Raw genomic sequence first — 17,375 nt, 5'->3', positions numbered from 1 at the left:
AAAATGCCGGCCTGGCATCTCCGCCAGGCTGGCATTTTTTTTGCCCGTCGAATCGACGGACGGCGGCTTACGACGCCGCGGCCGCCACCGGCGGCGCATGCAGCGGATCGGCCAGCGCCTGCAGTTCCTGGCGGATCATGTGCGTGGCCTTGAGCATCTGCTTCACGGGATAGACCAGCGCAGCCTGATCGCCCGCAGTGTCGAATTGCGTGGGCAGGTCCAGCGGCACGCGCGGGCTGTTTTCATCCAGCAGCACGGTCATGCCGTCCAGCGCCTGCCGGACCGGCTCGGGCGTGGCGGGCAGCGCCGCCAGAATCGGAATTGCCGCGGTAATTTGCGAGGCCAGCACGTGGTTCTGGATCAACAGATTGTTCAGCTCCGGCACGTCCACTTGATGCGACTTGGGCTCGCTCATCATGCGGTAGAACGCCTCGGCGAAATTGCTGAAGGCGATGTGCACGTTCTTGCGCGCCAGGCGCCAGGCCAGGTCGGCGTCGGTGACGGCGGGCGTGTCGGTGGCTGCCGCACCCACGGGCGCGCCGTGCGCCTGCATGGCTTCGACGTAGCGCAGGCCGGCCAGCAGATACTCGCGGTTGGCGCGGGTCGCGGCCGAAGCCAGCGGCTTCAGGTAACGCGCCTCCCACCACGGCAGGATGTAGCTGCAGACCAGCGCCAGCGCGCAGCCCAGCAGCGTGTCGATGGCGCGTTCGCCGATCACCGACATGGACACCGTGCCCGGCGACACGAAATGGAACACCAGCACCACGAATAGCGTATTGAAAATAGCGCTGGCCATGTAGTTGAGCTGCACCATACTGTTGCCCATGATGCAGGCGCCCAGCAGGACGGCGAACAGGACGCTGGGCTCGTCGGTCACGTTGAACAGCAGCAGCGCGGCGATGCAGCCGATCAGGGTGCCCATCAGCCGCCAGCCATTGCGCTGGCGCGTCAGCGCAAAGCCAGGCTTCATGATGATGACGATGGTCAGCATGATCCAGTAGTTGTGCGCCGAGAACTCGGGCGATAGCCAGCGGCTGGCCAGCGTCATGGCGATCGCGGCAGCGGCCGTCACGCGCAGCGCATAGCGGAAGTGCGGGGAATCCAGCCGCAGGTTGCTGGTCAAGAGGCCAAAGCGGAATTCCTGGCGCGAAATGAACCGCGTCAGCGACTTGTTGATGCGCAGCACGTCGGTGGGCTTGGCGTCGGGCGAGGCCGCCGTGTGATCGGCCAGCCGGTCCACGATGCGCGCCGAATTGCGCAGGCGCCGCAGCACCTGCACTATCAGCGCCAGCATCTCCGGGTCGCGTTCGCCCAGGCCTTGCTGCTTGAGTTGCTCGATCTCGTACTCGATGGCGCGTAGCTCCGCCTTGGCGCTGCTTCGGTATTGCACCTTGCGACCGCGCGACACGTCCAGCGCGATGCGGTTCAGTTCCAGCGACATCTTCACCAGCGCGTCGCGCATGAACATCAGGCAGTCGTTGCCGGCCAGCGTGCGGCGCAGCGCGGCGTAGTCGGTATGCGTGGCAACCAGCGTGTCCAGCAACTGCAGCATGTCCACGAACATGTTCCAGATCATCACGCGCTGGCGGTCGCCCAGGCCTTTGCCGCGGGGCAGGGCGCGCAGCACCATATCGCGGGCCGCCTGGTGCTTTTCGGTCATGACGGACTGGCGTTGGATCAGGTTTCGGTAGGCCTCGTCCAGATCGGCGGTTTCGTCGTAGAAGTTTGCGCGCGCGGCCACGTAGTCGGCGGTGGCAAACAGCGCGACGGACATGGCCTGTTGCTCTTCACGCAGCCAGAACAGGCGCGAAAACCCCAGGCTGAACGCCACATAGAACAGCGCGCCGCCCAGCGTGGCGGCGGCATGGGCCAGCACTTCTTGCGGCGCCAGCGGCGAGTGCATGGTCAGCGTCATCAGCAGAAGGCCCGCAAAGCCGATCAGGCCGCCGCGCTTGCCGAACACGGTGAACATCGAATAGACGAAGCATTGCGCAATGACGGCCAGCCAGATCAGCACCGGATGCGAGGACGCCAGCCCCGTGATGATGACGGTGATCGTGCCCAGCGCCGCGCCGCCCAGCATTTCGTTGGTGCGGTGCCGCTGCGGACCGCCCGGCTGGTCGATGATGGCCAGGCATTGCGCGCCGAAGGTCGCCACCAGCCCGGTCGTGTAATTGCCGAATAGGCCGCCCAGCACCAGCACGGGCAACAGCATGCCGACCCCCTGGCGCACCCCTCCGAAGAAGTAGTGGCTATAGAGAAAGCGGCGAATGCTGGCAATGCGTAAATCCATGGGCGGCGGCTCGGTTCTGGACGACGCAACAAGTATAGAGAGGGCATCGCGCGTTTTGGGGCCGGATAGTGACCGAACCTTCCACGCAACGGTCGGCAAAAGCCGATTTGCCACCTTTGACGCAACGCGGTAAATTGCTCCACTTGCTTCGGTCTGCCTATCCGATACCGGAGCGTTGATGCGAACGGCCAGGGTCACATCCCAGCCGTTGTGCAGCAAGTCTCACCTGCCGTTGGCCGCGCCACAAGCGTGTGTTGCCAAGGCTTCCATTTCGACCTCCAGCGTCCCCCAGGGGCGTTTGCACTGCGTTCTGTCGAGCGTGTGCCGGGTCGGCAAGGTGTCCGGGTGGCGTGGCTCCGTGAGCCGCTAAGCGCCGGATCATGTTGTCGTAACCGGTATGGGTTCAGTTGCCGCCGTATCCGGGCGCGCAGCAGTCAGGGTTGCAGGGCCGGTTTTGAAAGGAACTACAACATGGAAATGAATGGCGCCGATATCGTCGTGCGCTGCCTGGCCGATGAAGGCGTGGAACACGTTTTCGGCTACCCTGGCGGCGCGGTGCTCTACATCTACGACGCAATCTTCAAGCAAGACAAATTCCAGCATATCCTGGTTCGTCACGAGCAAGCTGCCGTGCACGCGGCCGATGCCTACTCGCGCTCGTCGCAAAAGGTCGGCGTCTGCATCGTGACCAGCGGTCCGGGCGTGACCAATGCCGTCACCGGCATTGCCACCGCCTACATGGACTCCATCCCGATGGTCATCATCAGCGGGCAGGTGCCCACTGCAGCCATTGGCGAAGACGCTTTCCAGGAATGCGACACCGTCGGCATCACGCGTCCCTGCGTCAAGCACAACTTCCTTGTGCGCGACGTGAAGGACCTGGCCGAAACCATGCGCCGCGCGTTCTATATTGCGCGCACGGGCCGTCCCGGTCCGGTGCTGGTGGATATCCCCAAGGACATCACCGTCGCGCAGTGCAAGTACGTGCCGCCCAAGGGCGAGATCTCGATGCGTTCCTACGCGCCCGTCAACAAGGGCCACCAGGGACAAATCAAGAAGGCCGTGCAGATGCTGCTGGCCGCCGAGCGCCCTATGATCTACACGGGCGGCGGCGTCATCCTGTCGAACGCCGCGCCCGAGCTCAACAAGCTCGTGACGCAACTGGGCGCGCCTTGCACCAGCACCCTGATGGGTCTGGGCGGCTTCCCGGCCAGCAGCGGCCAGTTCGTGGGCATGCCCGGCATGCACGGCACGTACGAGGCCAACATGGCCATGCAGCACTGCGACGTGCTGCTTGCCATCGGCGCCCGCTTCGATGACCGCGTGATCGGTAATCCCAAGCACTTTGCGCAGAACGCCCGCAAGATCATCCATATCGACATCGATCCCTCGTCGATCTCCAAGCGCGTGCGCGTGGATGTCCCGATCGTGGGCAACGTCAAGGACGTTCTGGCCGATCTCAGCGCGCAGTTCGAGATCGCCGCCGCCGAGCACAAGCCGGCCTCGCTCGCCAAATGGTGGGACCAGGTCGAGACGTGGCGCGGCAAGGAATGCCTGAAGTTCGCCAACTCGGACGAGGTCATCAAGCCGCAGTACGTGGTGGAAAAGCTCTGGGAAGTGACCGGCGGCGACGCCTTCGTCACCTCGGACGTCGGTCAGCACCAGATGTGGGCCGCCCAGTACTACAAGTTCGACAAGCCGCGCCGCTGGATCAACTCCGGCGGCCTGGGCACCATGGGTGTGGGCCTGCCGTACGCCATGGGCGTGCAGATGGCCAATCCGGGCAAGGACATCGCCGTGATCACCGGCGAGGCCTCGATCCAGATGAACATCCAGGAACTGTCGACCTGCCACCAGTACCGCCTGACGCCCAAGATCGTCTGCCTGAACAACCGGTTCCTGGGCATGGTGCGCCAGTGGCAGCAGATCGACTACGGCTCGCGCTATTCCGAGTCGTACATGGATTCGCTGCCCGATTTCGTCAAGGTCGCCGAAGCCTATGGCCACGTGGGCCTGCGCATCGAGCGTCCCGCCGACGTCGAACCGGCGCTGCGCGAAGCGTTCGGCAAGCACAAGGAGCGCCTGGTCTTCCTGGACTTCATCACCGACCGCACCGAAAACGTGTGGCCGATGGTCAAGGCCGGCCGCGGGCTGACTGAAATGCTGCTCGGCTCTGAAGACCTGTAAGGAGGCCCCGCAATGAAGCACGTGATTTCCGTCCTCCTCGAAAACGAACCCGGCGCGCTGTCGCGCGTGGTGGGCCTGTTTTCGGCGCGGGGCTACAACATCGAAACCCTGACCGTGGCGCCCACCGAGGATTCCACGCTGTCGCGCATGACCATCGTCACGACCGGTTCGGACGAGGTCATCGAACAGATCACCAAGCATTTGAACCGCCTGGTCGATGTCGTGAAGGTGGTGGACCTGACCGAAGGCGCCCACATCGAGCGCGAGCTGATGCTCGTGAAGGTGCGCGCCGTCGGCAAGGAACGCGAGGAAATGAAGCGCATGGCGGACATCTTCCGCGGCCGCATCATCGACGTCACCGACAAGTCCTACACCATCGAATTGACCGGGGTGCAGGAAAAAGTACAGGCCTTCCTCGAGGCCCTGGACCGCAGTGCCATCCTTGAAACCGTGCGCACCGGCGTGTCCGGCATCGGACGCGGTGAACGGATTTTGAAGATTTGACCGGCCTTCCAGGCCTGCCTCACCCTACATCTGAATCAAACGAATATCCAAATACTGGAATCTGGAGCACAACATGAAAGTTTTCTACGACAAAGACTGCGATCTGTCCCTCATCAAAGGCAAGACCGTTGCCATCATCGGCTACGGTTCGCAAGGTCACGCGCACGCGCTGAACCTGCATGAGTCGGGCGTGAAGGTCATCGTCGGCCTGCGCAAGGGCGGCGCCTCGTGGAACAAGGCCGCCAACGCCGGCCTGGAAGTCAAGGAAGTCGCGGAAGCCGTCAAGTCGGCCGACATCGTCATGATGCTGCTGCCCGACGAGAACATCGCTTCGGTCTACAACAACGAAGTCCACGGCAACATCAAGGCGGGCGCCGCCCTGGCGTTTGCCCACGGTTTCAACGTGCACTACGGCCAGGTCGTGCCGCGCGAAGACATCGACGTCATCATGATCGCCCCGAAGGCCCCCGGCCACACGGTGCGCAACACGTACAAGCAGGGTGGCGGCGTGCCCCACCTGGTGGCCGTGTACCAGGACAAGTCGGGCGCCGCGCGTGACGTGGCCCTGTCGTACGCCAGCGCCAACGGCGGCGGCCGTGCCGGCATCATCGAAACCAACTTCCGCGAAGAAACCGAAACCGACCTGTTCGGCGAACAGGCCGTGCTGTGCGGCGGTACCGTCGAACTGATCAAGGCCGGTTTCGACACGCTGGTGGAAGCCGGCTACGCGCCCGAAATGGCTTACTTCGAGTGCCTGCACGAACTGAAGCTGATCGTCGACCTGATCTACGAAGGCGGCATCGCCAACATGAACTACTCGATTTCGAACAACGCCGAATTCGGCGAGTACGAAACGGGCCCGAAGATCGTCACGGACGAAACCCGCAAGGCCATGCGCCAGTGCCTGACGGACATCCAGACCGGCGAATACGCCAAGAAGTTCATCCTGGAAAACGCCGCCGGCGCCCCGACCCTGACCTCGCGCCGCCGCATCAACGCGGAATCGCAGATCGAGCAAGTGGGCGGCAAGCTGCGCGCGATGATGCCCTGGATCGCCGCCAACAAGCTGGTGGACAAGTCCAAGAACTGATCCCCACGGCAGGCGGGGCGTTGCCCCGCCGGTCAGGATCGAAGCGGCATGCCTTTCATGGGCATGCCGCTTTTTTCTTATTTTTTGGGCTTTTCGCAGCCATTTGGGCGCTTTGAAGCCAAATGGGGCCGGGCACGATCCTTGCTATAGCCCGCAAGCAGGGCCAGATAGGTTAACCTTTCAAAGTCCGTCGTAAGTTATTGAGACCATGCCCAATTTTTCCATGCGCGATTCCGAGAACCGCCACCGGAGCATTTACCTGCTCCCCAACGCGTTCACCACCGCCGCTTTGTTTGCCGGGTTCTACGCCGTTGTGCAGGCCATGAACGACCGCTTCGAAGTCGCCGCCATCGCCATTTTTGTCGCCATGGTGCTGGACGGCATGGACGGCCGGGTGGCCCGTCTGACCAACACGCAGTCCGCATTCGGCGAGCAATACGACTCGCTGTCCGACATGACGTCGTTCGGTGTGGCGCCGGCGCTGGTCATGTATGAATGGATCCTGAACGACCTGGGCCGCTGGGGCTGGCTGGCGGCTTTCGTCTATGTGTCCGGCGCGGCGTTGCGGCTGGCGCGTTTCAACACCAATATCGCCGTCGTGGACAAACGTTTCTTCCAGGGATTGCCCAGCCCGGCCGCAGCTGCGCTGGTGGCGGGTTTCGTCTGGCTGGCCGTGGACAACAAACTGCCCATCCATGACAGCCTGATGGCCTGGGTGGCGTTCACGCTGACCATGTACGCCGGCATCACCATGGTGTCGAACGCGCCGTTCTTCAGTGGCAAGAGCTTCGCCCTGGGCCGCAGCGTGCCGTTCTGGGGCATCCTGCTTGTCGTTGCGGTGTTCGTGTTCGTGTCCAGCGATCCTCCCGTTGTCCTGTTCGGCCTGTTCGTGCTGTACGGCCTGTCGGGCTGGGTCACCTGGCTGTGGCGCTGGAACAAGGTGCGCCGCCTGCAGCAGGAGCGCCGCGGTCATTCGTCCTGACGTCCAGACGCCGCCAACAAAAAACCCGCCATCGCAAAGATTGGCGGGTTTTTTGTTCCGGGTGGTGCTACCAGAAGTTGAACCGGTCGTCGTCGTACATGGGGTCCGGTCCGGGATGGAAGTGGGTGACCTTGCTGCCGTCGCGGCTCATGTACACGTACATCAGGGAATTCCAGACGCTGTTTTCCTTATAGCGATACGACCACACGACCTCGCGCTTTTCGCCCAGGCCAGCCTGTTCGATACGAGCTGGCGGGCCGAACTCGCAGCGCACCCGATCCGGCCCCCAATCTCCGGTCTCCAGCACTTTGAAGTGCGCGTCGGTCAGAAGCGGCATCACCCGGTCGACCCGGCCATCGGGACCGACGTTCGCGCCCCAGGCGTACTGGCCCATGGGCTGCTGCGTCCAGATCACCCGGCGGCCGCCATTGGCCTGGGGACATTCGAAGTTGGGCGCGCCGAACTGCGCCTGAACTTGCGAAAGCGGGGTGCCGGGCGGCACCTCGGTCATGTTGGCGCAGGCGGCCAGTCCGGCCAGTGCGATCGAGGCCAGGGTCACGCGGGCCGTTCTGTATAAGCTGATCATGTCCATGCTCCTTCGGGTGCGCACTGCGGCTTGGCCGGCCCTCGCGGCGGGCCCGGTCTTCTTGCTGGGGTAATTCTAGCGAATCAGCTATAATCGCCGAGCTTTATCAAATGTATTGATTCTGCAAGATCCTTTGCGCCAGCCGCCGGCGGCTTGTCGCAGTACCCGCAACATGGCGCCAAGCCTCATGTGCCGGTCCTGCCCGATCCCGCCAATGGCAGCAGTGAGAAAGCGAATTCAAGCCTGGCTCGCGCAAAATTTTCCAAACCACGTCAGGGCGCCTCGGCCCTGTCGCATGTCCGAAGAGGTCATCAATGTCTGTAGCTGACATCAAGAAATCCGATATCGTTGCGCAATTCCAACGCGCTCAGGGCGATACCGGCTCCCCCGAAGTTCAGGTGGCTCTGCTCACCGCCCGTATCAACGAGCTGACCGGTCACTTCAAAGAACACATGAAGGATCATCACTCGCGCCGCGGTCTGCTGCGTATGGTCAGCCGTCGCCGCAAGCTGCTCGACTATCTCAAGGGCCGCAATCCCGATTCGTACCGCGCACTGATCGAAAAACTCGGTCTGCGCAAGTGATCGACGGGGCTGGCTCCCCATGACGCAACCGTGGTCGGTGCGACGCATGTCGCAGCGGCCACGGTTTTTCATTTGTAAGGAATAATCGTCATGTTCAACAAAGTGACTAAATCGTTCCAGTACGGCCAGCACACGGTCGTCCTGGAAACTGGCGAAATCGCTCGCCAGGCCTCCGGCGCCGTTGTGGTGTCGATCGAGGACACCGTCGTCCTGGCCACCGTCGTGGCTGCCAAGAAGGCCAAGCCGGGTCAGACGTTCTTCCCGCTGACCGTCGACTACATCGAAAAGACCTACGCCGCCGGCCGTATTCCGGGCGGGTTCTTCAAGCGCGAAGGCAAGCCCTCCGAAAAGGAAACGCTGACGTCGCGCCTGATCGACCGTCCGCTGCGTCCGCTGTTCCCTGAAGACTTCTACAACGAAGTCCAGGTGGTCCTGCACACGCTGTCGGTCAATCCTGAAATCGATCCCGACATCGCCGCCATGATCGGCGCCTCGGCCGCACTGGCCATCTCGGGCATCCCGTTCAATGGCCCGATCGGCGCCGCGCGCGTGGGTTACATCGATGGTCAATACACCATCAATCCGACCGCATCGGAACTGAAGTCCTCCAAGCTGAACCTGGTTGTCGCCGGTACGGAAAACGCCGTGCTGATGGTCGAATCGGAAGCTGACCAGCTGTCCGAAGAAGTCATGTTGGGCGGCGTGGTCTACGGCCACCAGCAAATGCAGACCGTCATCAACGCCATTCACGACCTCGTGAAGGATGCTGGCAAGCCCGATTGGGATTGGCAGGCTCCCGCCAAGGACGAGGCCCTGATCGCCGCGGTCACCGCCGCCGCCCAGGAAGGCCTGAACGCCGCCTACCAGATCCGCGAAAAGCAGGCCCGCACCGCCAAGCTGCGTGAAGTGTCGGCCGAGGTGTCGGCCAAGCTGGCTGCCGCCGCTGCCGAAAAGGGCGAATCGGCTCCCGACGCCGTCACGGTCGACAACATCATGTTCTCGCTGGAATCGGCCATCGTCCGTGGCCAGATCCTGAACGGCGAACCGCGCATCGACGGCCGCGACACCCGCACCGTCCGTCCGATCAGCGTGCGTCTGGGCGTGCTGCCCCGCGCGCACGGCAGCGCCCTGTTCACCCGTGGTGAAACCCAGGCGCTGGTCGTGGCCACGCTGGGCACCAAGCAAGACGAACAGATCATCGACGCGCTCATGGGCGAGTACCGTGACCGCTTCATGATGCACTACAACATGCCTCCGTTCGCCACCGGCGAAACCGGCCGCATTGGTGTGCCGAAGCGCCGCGAAATCGGCCACGGCCGTCTGGCCAAGCGCTCGCTGGTGCCGCTCCTGCCGGCTCCGGAAGACTTCCAGTACACGATCCGCCTCGTGTCGGAAATCACCGAATCCAACGGCTCCTCGTCGATGGCCTCGGTCTGCGGCGGCTCGCTCGCCATGATGGACGCTGGTGTGCCCATCAAGGATCACGTGGCCGGCGTGGCCATGGGCCTGATCCTGGACGGCGGCAAGTTTGCCGTGCTGACGGACATCCTGGGCGACGAAGATCACCTGGGCGACATGGACTTCAAGGTTGCGGGCACCGAAAACGGCGTTACCGCACTGCAGATGGACATCAAGATCCAGGGCATCACCAAGGAAATCATGCAGGTTGCGCTGGACCAGGCCCGCGAAGGCCGTCTGCACATCCTCGGCAAGATGAAGGACGCCCTGGACGGTTCGCGCGGCGAGCTGTCGGCGTTCGCGCCGCGCATGCTGACCATCAAGATCAACCCCGAGAAGATCCGTGACGTGATCGGCAAGGGCGGCGCCACCATCCGCGCGCTGACCGAAGAAACCGGCACGCAGATCGACATCTCCGACGACGGCACGATCGTGATCGCCAGCGTCGACGAAGCGCAGGCCAAGGAAGCCCAGCGCCGCATCGTCGAGCTGACCGCCGACGTCGAAGTGGGCCAGATCTACGAAGGCTCGGTCCTGCGTCTGCTGGACTTCGGCGCCATCGTGCAAGTGCTGCCGGGCCGCGACGGTCTGCTGCACATCTCCGAAATCGCCAACTACCGCATCGCGAACATCAACGATGTGCTGAAGGTCGGCCAGCAAGTCCGCGTCAAGGTCATCGAGGCCGACGACAAGGGCCGTCTGCGCCTGTCCATCAAGGCAATCGGTGGCATCGAGCAGCAGCAAGCCGCTGCCGCTCCCGAAGCTGCCCCCCAATCGGAACCGCAAGCTGAATAAGCCTGCAGCCTCCTGATTGAAAAGCGGCGCCTCATCCGAGGCGCCGTTTTTTTTGCCTGGCGCGGCTGAACGTGAGGGGGATGGGTCGCTGCTCCCCAGTTCGTCCGCCTTCCTGTAAAGTCTTGCGCGAGAGACGCGCCGCCGGGTGCAATGGCGCGCTTCACGCTTGATCGAAGGGGGCATACGGATGAACAAGGCATGACGGCGTGGCCGATAACCGCAGTCACCGCAGCGCTGTTGGCGGCGCTGTTGACCGGCTGCATGTCGCCCCCCGGGGCGGGCCAGCGTGGCCCCAAGGGCGAGGACATGACGGCGGACCAGTTCGCGCAGACGGACTTCAACCGGACGGTCACGCTCGAGGTACGCGACAACCTGACCAGCCTGTATTCGTTGCTGGACAAGCTGTACCGCCGCAATCCGCGGGAATGGCGTAAGACCGGTGCGCCGGACCTGGCCACGGCGGTGAACCGCGTCAAGCATTCCATCGAAGTCCGCGTGCCGCCGCGAGATCTGAGCGGGCTGCGCGACATCCAGATCCTGGCAGTCGCCCTGGATCCCAATTATCCGGGCGACCGGGTCGGCGCCTTCATCTACGGGCTTGCGGACACCATCATCGCGGCGCACAACGGCAAGACGCGCCTGTACGCGACAGACGCCCTGGACGGCCAGCGGGTCTACAATGCCGCACGGAATGTCGAGGCCGCGGCCTGGCTGCTGGCCACGCGCCGCAACAACCAGGGCGAATTGCTGTTGCTGGCCAACGAAATTTCCCCGACCGCCACGAATCTCAGCTTCGAGCGCGAGTTCGGCGCCATCATCGGCCGGCTGGACCTGATCGCCAACCTGCTCGGCGAGAACTCCCGGCGCATCGGCATCAACTACGCCCAGGGCCTTTTGCTGTTCAATTTCCTGCCTGTGCGTTAACCGGATTTCCATCGTGATCGATATCGCATCCATTCAGGCCGCCCGCGAAAAGCTGCGCGGCCAGGTCCTGAAGACCCCGTTCACCCTGTCCCGCACGCTGTCCGACATTTTCGGCGCCGAGATCTGGCTGAAATTCGAGAACCTGCAGTTCACCGCGTCCTTCAAGGAGCGCGGGGCGCTGAACCGCATGCTCACGCTGTCGGACGAGGAGCGCGCCAAAGGCGTGATCGCGGTGTCGGCGGGCAACCACGCGCAAGGCGTGGCCTACCATGCGCAGCGCATGGGCGTGCCGGCGGTGATCGTCATGCCGCGCTTCACGCCGACGGTGAAGGTCGCCAACACGCGGCGCTTCGGCGCCGAGGTCGTTCTGGCAGGCGACACCTTTGACGATGCCAAGGCGCGTGGCTACGAGCTGGCTCGCGAACGCGGCCTCATCATGATCCACCCCTACGACGACGAAGCCGTCATGGCGGGGCAGGGGACCGTCGCCCTGGAAATGCTGGAAGACCAGCCCAAGCTGGACACCCTGGTCATCGCCATCGGCGGCGGCGGGCTGATCTCCGGCATCTCCACCGCCGCCAAGGCCGTGAACCCCGGCATCGAGATCGTGGGCGTGCAGACCGAGCGCTTTCCGGCCATGTACGCGGCCGTCAAGGGCGTCACCATGCCGCCGGGGCAGTACACCATCGCCGAGGGCATCGCCGTCAAATCGCCAGGCGACCTGACGCTGGCCGTCGTGCAACGACTGGTTGACCGCATCGAACTGGTCAGCGAAGCGGACATCGAGCACGCCATCGTCGTGCTGCTGGAAATTGAAAAGACCGTGGTGGAAGGCGCCGGCGCCGCGGGCCTGGCCGCCTTGCTGCGCGCGCAGGAAGAGGGCAGCGACCGCTACAAGGGCAAGCGCATCGGGCTGGTGCTGACGGGCGGCAACATCGACCCGTTGATGCTGGGCGAATTGATCGAGCGCGGCATGGTGCGGGCCGGGCGGCTGGCGCGGATCCGCGTCGACCTGCGTGACCTGCCCGGGGCGCTGGCCCATGCCACCAAACTGATTGCCGACGCGCAGGCCAACATTACGGAAGTGCACCACCAACGCGCGTTCACATCGCTGCCCGTGCGCAATGTCGAGGTGGATTTCGTGTTGCAGACGCGCGGTCCCGAGCACATCCAGGAAGTGATCGACATCCTGAACGCGGCCGGGTTTGCGGCCAGCAATCACGATCATTGACCGCCCGGGCGGCATCGTGATGCGGCCCCATTCTTTCAATCTGCTGTCAGAAAACTGTCGCTCCGGCCGAACTTTCGGCCGGAGCGTTTTTGTATGGGCGGCGCGTTCGTGGACGCCGCGTTGCGAGCATCAGGTGCGAGTCCCGGCAGGGCCTCGCCGGTGACGGATTTCCCGCTCCAGATCCTGCAAAAAATGCATCTGAATATTTCTCCGCAGGCTTGCATCCATTCTGTATGGAACTTTTCCTCTAACGGCTAACTCACCTGAAAAATCGGCTATTTAAGCCAATTTCGCGGATTTGTGACCCTTCCTGCAGGTGCCAAGATGCCCAATTGCGTCCATCCGGCGGTCTAGGGATATCCCCCACAAAGTCATGGTTGATACCCATAGGAGATATGTCGTTCCACGATTTACCATCCCGCGTTCATGTCGTTGCCGCCCGTCAAAGCGGCTGCGTTGAAAGAGAAATGAGCGCGTCTGAAGTCAGGATTTCCGGGACGCGACGGATTAGGGAGAAAGCAGATTGATAAGAAACAGACAGGATTTCTGGTCTGGCGTCATGTTCATCGTGGTGGGGGGAGGCTTTGCGTTGCAGGCCACCCAATACTCCATGGGCAGCGCGGCGCGCATGGGCCCCGGTTACTTTCCGTTCTGGCTCGGCATCGTGCTGGCGCTGATGGGTGCGACGGTGCTGATGAGCGCCTTGTCCCCCCGCGCCGAGAAAACGACGATCGGCCGCTATGACTTCCGCATTCTTTTTCTCGTCGTCGGGTCCGTGTTCCTGTACGGCTTTTCCCTGCGTTATCTCGGCCTGTACCTCTCGGTGTTCCTGCTTGTCCTGATCAGCAGCGTCGCCAGCCACGAATTCAACTGGAAGGTTGCCGTCGCCAACGGCCTGTTCCTCGTGGCGTTCTCCTACCTCGCGTTCATTCGCGGGTTGGGCCTGATCTTTCCGCTGTGGCCCAGCGTGCTGACCAACTGAGGTACCGGACATGGAATTGCTTCAAAACCTGATGCTGGGTTTCTCGGTGGCCTTCACCCCCGAAAACCTGACTTACGCATTCATCGGCTGCCTGCTGGGCACGCTGGTCGGGGTGCTGCCGGGGCTGGGTCCCGTGCCGACCATCGCCATGCTGCTGCCCATCACCTACGTGCTGCCGCCCACCGCCGGCCTCATCATGCTGGCCGGCATCTACTACGGCACGCAGTACGGCGGGTCGACGACAGCCATCCTGGTGAACCTGCCGGGCGAGACCTCGGCGGTGGTGACCGTGCTGGACGGGCACCAGATGGCGAGAAACGGACGGGCGGGCGCCGCACTGTCGCTGGCGGCCATCGGCTCGTTCTTCGCGGGCAGCGTCGCCACCGTGCTGATCGCCGCCTTCGCGCCGCCGCTGGCCGAAGTGGCATTCGCGTTCGGCCCGGCCGAATACTTCTCGCTGATGGCGCTGGGCCTGATCGGCGCCGTGGTGCTGGCGTCGGGCTCGCTGCCCAAGGCCATCTGCATGATCCTGCTCGGCCTGCTGCTGGGCATGGTGGGCACCGACGTGAACTCGGGCGTGGCGCGCTATGACTTCAGCATCCCCGAACTGCAGGACGGCATCGACTTTGCCATCGTCGCCATGGGCGTCTTCGGTCTGTCGGAAATCATGAGCAACCTGGAGCTCAAGGAGAACCGGGTCGAGATCACCGACAAGGTCGGTTCGCTGTATCCCAGCCGCCAGGAATTCCGCGAGGCCGCGCCCGCCATCGTGCGCGGCACGGCGCTGGGTTCGGCGCTGGGCATCCTGCCGGGTGGCGGTTCCGTGCTGTCGGCGTTTGCGTCCTACACGTTGGAAAAGAAGCTTTCGAAAGAGCCGCAGCGCTTCGGCAAGGGCCACCCCGCCGGGCTGGCCGGTCCCGAATCCGCCAACAACGCGGGCGCGCAGACCTCCTTCATTCCGCTGCTGACGTTGGGTATCCCGGGCAACGCGGTGATGGCGCTGATGGTGGGCGCGATGACCATCCACAATATCCAGCCGGGACCGCAGGTCATGTCCAGCCACCCCGAGCTGTTCTGGGGCCTGATCGCCTCGATGTGGATCGGCAACCTGATGCTGGTGGTGCTGAACCTGCCGCTGATCGGCATCTGGGTGAAGCTGCTGCGCGTCCCTTACCGCATGCTGTTCCCGGCGATCCTGGTCTTCTGCACGATCGGGGTGTATTCGTTGAACTACAACGCCTTCGACATCTTCATGTTCGCCATCTTCGGCATCATCGGCTACGTGTGGAGCAAGCTTGGCTGCGAAGGCGCCCCGCTGCTGCTCGGCCTGGTGCTGGGGCCCATGATGGAAGAGAACTTCCGCCGGGCGCTCCTTCTGTCGCGCGGCGAGTTCTCCACCTTCGTCACGCGCCCGCTGTCGGCCACGCTGCTGGCGCTTGCCGCGATCCTGCTGGTGCTGGTTGCGATGCCCGCGCTGCGCAAGAAGCGCGAAGAGGCTTTCGTCGAGGTCGATTGACGTAACGGTTACGGTTGGCTCCGGGTCTGGTTCGGCGAAAGCCGGCCAGGCCCCTTTTTTATTGGCGGCTTCTTATTGCCTGCCTTATTTCCGCCGGCTTATTGCCGCCGCTTTCATCGCCGAGCGGTCTATTGACGCGCCACCAGGTTCTTCAGACCGTACAGCCGTTCACGATGCAGCGTTGCAGTCAGCGGCTCCGGCTCGCGGCCCAGCGCGACGTAGTCGGCGGGAATCTGCGCAATCGCGTCCTGCATGTTTTCAGACCCCGCGTGCCACCACTGCACCAGCATCCGGTCCGGGTTGTAGACGTCCAGCCCCTGGCGTCGCAGCTCGGAACGATTGAAATCCTTCAGATTCCACGTCAGCACCTGCACGGTCGGCGTCTGAGGCAGCCCGCAGCGCGCGCGCCGCGCCAACCCGGCCGCAATCACGTGGAAATCCTTCGGATCGCTGTAGCGCAGCGACGCTTCATAGACCTGCGTGTCCGATTCCATGGCCGCCGGAAACCGCGCGTTCATGTCTGCCCAGAATTCCGCCATCACCTCCGGCGGAATGTCCCAGATGCGGCAGGCGTTGCGGCGCCATTCCTCGCCGATGCGCTCGGTCCATACGGGCTGGAACACGCCGGCCTCGGCCAGGCGCAGCAACAGGCGGCGCAGGATGCCGGACATGAGAACGCACGCGTCCAGGACGATGAACGGGGGAGAAGCGGGGAGGCAGGTCAAGATCGGTTCGGTCGCTGGCCCGGGCAACGCGCGCGAATGGTGCGGCGAGGGTCGCCGGGCGGGCGGGAAATATGAGGCGAGGCAGAAGAATAGTGGTTTTTTCTGTGGTCTGCCGAGCGGGTTATCTGTTCAGGAGGTCGTCCGGCACCTGAAGGTTTCGGTCGTCGGGACCCTGTTGGGTACCGCTGAGGACGGGTCGGGCCATGGGGGTGGCCGTCAGCATGTCTGCCGGAAACGGAACCAGCATCTCGCGGCTGTGGGCGGCCGATGCGGTCAGCCAATCGCCATAGGCGCCTTCCGGCAGGATGACCACCATGCGCTTTTCCGTGTTGGGCTGGTGATAGCGGCTGAACAGGGGATCGTTGTCGGCGTTGATGGTGAGCATGGTGTAGCTCTCCTGCCAATGCCCGGCCGCATCGCGATAACGGTCCCACAAGCCCGCGATGCCCAATGGCTTGCCGTCGGCGCGGGTGAAGCGGGTGGCCACGGCCTTGCCGGACGTCCAGTCCGGCTCGAAGATCGCGTCGGCAGGAATGATGCAGTGCTGCGCGCGGCGCCAGGCGTTGCCGAACGTGTACGAGCCCGCGGCGGTCTCCGCGCGGGCATTGAAGGTAGACAGCTTGCTTGCCCGTTCCAGGCCGCCTGAACGCGTCATGGCGCTGATCAGTCCCCAGCGGCCCGCCACGGCCTCACGATCAGGAACGGCGTCGTCGCCGGCGTCATGCTCAGGCGGACGCCGCACGAACACCCCTTCGTAGCGGGGCCACATGTCGTACTTGCCGATGGCAGCGGGCTTGGCGCGCACGCCGAATTTCTGCAACAGCAGTTCGGCGTCCTTGAGCGTCTGGTAGTGCGAACACATGCACGGGCTCCCGGAATGACGGGGAGGCGCGGTGTGGCACCTCCGGGGTATCCAAGCTTGCCGTGTGGGCGTGCGATTTGTCCAGCGTGAGGGGATGCGAGGGGTGGTGCCCGAGACCGGAATCGAACCGGTACGGCCGCGAGGCCGAGGGATTTTCTTACCACTTCGGCTTTCGCCGCCAGCACAGGCTTGCTGTTCGTGGTCTGGAGCACGCCTTCACCATAGCCTTTTCGGCCTTAGGTGCCCGCCGTCTGCTCTCTACACCTTCCCCGATATGTCATCGGGGCTTGGCTCGGCGTTAGCGCGGAACGGGTCCAGGGCCTTCGCCGAGTTTGACGGGCTTCACCTTTGGAGTTTCCTCCAGAGGGCTCAAATTTGTTCAAGTCCCTTGTGTCTACCAATTTCACCACTCGGGCGATGCGCGTCCCGCGAGGGGCCGGCAGCGGGCGAGACTATACCACCTTGGCAGCGGGGATATTGGCGGCGCGCGCTGGGAAAGGGTAATCGCGACGGGAACCGGACCGGCGGGCGGGTAAACCCCGATCCCTGCGCGGCGGGACTACGGACGACACTTTGCGCCATGAAGCCCAGCCCGCCCATCATTTGCACCACCTCGTCCAGCGCGGTGCGGTGCTTGTAGGGACCGGACAGAAAGC

At 63.6% G+C, this 17,375-nt stretch carries 15 protein-coding genes; 10 read left to right on the top strand and 5 right to left on the bottom strand.

Annotated features, from left to right (window positions below):
- Nucleotides 1-67 precede the first annotated feature (67 nt).
- Entirely contained in the window at nucleotides 68-2,293 is a 2,226-nt protein-coding gene (locus MHZ91_RS24845) for an FUSC family membrane protein (RefSeq protein WP_175123111.1), read from the bottom strand.
- Nucleotides 2,294-2,710: 417 nt separating this feature from the next.
- Here MHZ91_RS24845 and MHZ91_RS24840 point away from each other — a divergent pair, with 417 nt between their 5' ends.
- The 4 genes from MHZ91_RS24840 (at nucleotide 2,711) to pssA (ending at nucleotide 7,056) form a co-directional block, all read left to right on the top strand.
- Nucleotides 2,711-4,480: an acetolactate synthase 3 catalytic subunit gene (locus MHZ91_RS24840; protein ID WP_279971975.1), complete on the top strand. Its 1,770-nt coding sequence runs from the start codon at nucleotides 2,711-2,713 to the stop codon at nucleotides 4,478-4,480.
- A 12-nt stretch (nucleotides 4,481-4,492) separates the two neighbouring features.
- The gene (gene ilvN / locus MHZ91_RS24835; protein WP_006223608.1) at nucleotides 4,493-4,984 is read left to right on the top strand and encodes an acetolactate synthase small subunit; all 492 of its coding nucleotides are present in this window, start codon (nucleotides 4,493-4,495) and stop codon (nucleotides 4,982-4,984) included.
- 73 nt (nucleotides 4,985-5,057) lie between these two features.
- Nucleotides 5,058-6,074, top strand: a complete 1,017-nt coding sequence (gene ilvC, locus MHZ91_RS24830) for a ketol-acid reductoisomerase (protein ID WP_056568560.1) — start codon at nucleotides 5,058-5,060, stop codon at nucleotides 6,072-6,074.
- A gap of 208 nt (nucleotides 6,075-6,282) precedes the next feature.
- Nucleotides 6,283-7,056, top strand: a complete 774-nt coding sequence (gene pssA / locus MHZ91_RS24825; RefSeq protein ID WP_105237630.1) for a CDP-diacylglycerol--serine O-phosphatidyltransferase — start codon at nucleotides 6,283-6,285, stop codon at nucleotides 7,054-7,056.
- A 67-nt stretch (nucleotides 7,057-7,123) separates the two neighbouring features.
- Here the strand turns inward: pssA and MHZ91_RS24820 are convergent, their stop codons facing one another.
- The gene (locus MHZ91_RS24820) at nucleotides 7,124-7,642 is read right to left on the bottom strand and encodes a hypothetical protein (protein WP_175123109.1); all 519 of its coding nucleotides are present in this window, start codon (nucleotides 7,640-7,642) and stop codon (nucleotides 7,124-7,126) included.
- Nucleotides 7,643-7,956: 314 nt separating this feature from the next.
- Here MHZ91_RS24820 and rpsO point away from each other — a divergent pair, with 314 nt between their 5' ends.
- The 6 genes from rpsO to MHZ91_RS24790 all read left to right on the top strand — a co-directional run bounded on the left by rpsO (nucleotide 7,957) and on the right by MHZ91_RS24790 (nucleotide 15,132).
- The gene (gene rpsO / locus MHZ91_RS24815; RefSeq protein ID WP_006223612.1) at nucleotides 7,957-8,226 is read left to right on the top strand and encodes a 30S ribosomal protein S15; all 270 of its coding nucleotides are present in this window, start codon (nucleotides 7,957-7,959) and stop codon (nucleotides 8,224-8,226) included.
- A gap of 90 nt (nucleotides 8,227-8,316) precedes the next feature.
- Nucleotides 8,317-10,479 carry a polyribonucleotide nucleotidyltransferase gene (gene pnp / locus MHZ91_RS24810; RefSeq protein WP_175137241.1) on the top strand — a complete coding sequence of 721 codons (2,163 nt, stop codon included), beginning with the start codon at nucleotides 8,317-8,319 and terminating at the stop codon, nucleotides 10,477-10,479.
- Between the two features lie 198 nt (nucleotides 10,480-10,677).
- Nucleotides 10,678-11,403 carry a hypothetical protein gene (locus MHZ91_RS24805; protein ID WP_175123107.1) on the top strand — a complete coding sequence of 242 codons (726 nt, stop codon included), beginning with the start codon at nucleotides 10,678-10,680 and terminating at the stop codon, nucleotides 11,401-11,403.
- 13 nt (nucleotides 11,404-11,416) lie between these two features.
- On the top strand, nucleotides 11,417-12,634 hold the full coding sequence (locus MHZ91_RS24800; protein ID WP_218344865.1) for a threonine ammonia-lyase: 1,218 nt from the start codon (nucleotides 11,417-11,419) through the stop codon (nucleotides 12,632-12,634).
- Nucleotides 12,635-13,193: 559 nt separating this feature from the next.
- Nucleotides 13,194-13,616: a tripartite tricarboxylate transporter TctB family protein gene (locus MHZ91_RS24795; protein WP_175184167.1), complete on the top strand. Its 423-nt coding sequence runs from the start codon at nucleotides 13,194-13,196 to the stop codon at nucleotides 13,614-13,616.
- 10 nt (nucleotides 13,617-13,626) lie between these two features.
- Nucleotides 13,627-15,132 (top strand): tripartite tricarboxylate transporter permease, encoded by a 1,506-nt coding sequence (locus MHZ91_RS24790; protein WP_175137244.1) that lies wholly within the window; start codon nucleotides 13,627-13,629, stop codon nucleotides 15,130-15,132.
- A 128-nt stretch (nucleotides 15,133-15,260) separates the two neighbouring features.
- Here MHZ91_RS24790 and MHZ91_RS24785 read toward each other — a convergent pair whose 3' ends face one another.
- The 3 genes from MHZ91_RS24785 to MHZ91_RS24775 form a co-directional block, all read right to left on the bottom strand.
- Nucleotides 15,261-15,857 carry a PIN domain-containing protein gene (locus MHZ91_RS24785; protein WP_255810589.1) on the bottom strand — a complete coding sequence of 199 codons (597 nt, stop codon included), beginning with the start codon at nucleotides 15,855-15,857 and terminating at the stop codon, nucleotides 15,261-15,263.
- A gap of 121 nt (nucleotides 15,858-15,978) precedes the next feature.
- Complete coding sequence (locus MHZ91_RS24780; protein ID WP_239216196.1) at nucleotides 15,979-16,719, bottom strand: SOS response-associated peptidase; 741 nt, start codon at nucleotides 16,717-16,719, stop codon at nucleotides 15,979-15,981.
- A 369-nt stretch (nucleotides 16,720-17,088) separates the two neighbouring features.
- Nucleotides 17,089-17,375, bottom strand: a 287-nt coding sequence (locus tag MHZ91_RS24775; protein ID WP_239216229.1) for a hypothetical protein, incomplete at its 5' end; no start/stop codon positions are given.

Source organism: Achromobacter sp. ACRQX, assembly GCF_022346505.1.
GTDB lineage: Bacteria > Pseudomonadota > Gammaproteobacteria > Burkholderiales > Burkholderiaceae_B > Achromobacter > Achromobacter animicus.
This window is presented reverse-complemented; position numbering and strand designations above follow the sequence as displayed.

Bases quoted from the DNA above. Each gene is read 5' to 3' on its own strand.
- MHZ91_RS24845 (WP_175123111.1), bottom strand. From the start codon at position 2,293: ATGGATTTACGCATTGCCAGCATTCGCCGCTTTCTCTATAGCCACTAC.
- ilvN (WP_006223608.1), top strand. From the start codon at position 4,493: ATGAAGCACGTGATTTCCGTCCTCCTCGAAAACGAACCCGGCGCGCTG.
- ilvC (WP_056568560.1), top strand. From the start codon at position 5,058: ATGAAAGTTTTCTACGACAAAGACTGCGATCTGTCCCTCATCAAAGGC.
- pssA (WP_105237630.1), top strand. From the start codon at position 6,283: ATGCCCAATTTTTCCATGCGCGATTCCGAGAACCGCCACCGGAGCATT.
- MHZ91_RS24820 (WP_175123109.1), bottom strand. From the start codon at position 7,642: ATGATCAGCTTATACAGAACGGCCCGCGTGACCCTGGCCTCGATCGCA.
- rpsO (WP_006223612.1), top strand. From the start codon at position 7,957: ATGTCTGTAGCTGACATCAAGAAATCCGATATCGTTGCGCAATTCCAA.
- pnp (WP_175137241.1), top strand. From the start codon at position 8,317: ATGTTCAACAAAGTGACTAAATCGTTCCAGTACGGCCAGCACACGGTC.
- MHZ91_RS24805 (WP_175123107.1), top strand. From the start codon at position 10,678: ATGACGGCGTGGCCGATAACCGCAGTCACCGCAGCGCTGTTGGCGGCG.
- MHZ91_RS24795 (WP_175184167.1), top strand. From the start codon at position 13,194: ATGTTCATCGTGGTGGGGGGAGGCTTTGCGTTGCAGGCCACCCAATAC.
- MHZ91_RS24790 (WP_175137244.1), top strand. From the start codon at position 13,627: ATGGAATTGCTTCAAAACCTGATGCTGGGTTTCTCGGTGGCCTTCACC.
- MHZ91_RS24780 (WP_239216196.1), bottom strand. From the start codon at position 16,719: ATGTGTTCGCACTACCAGACGCTCAAGGACGCCGAACTGCTGTTGCAG.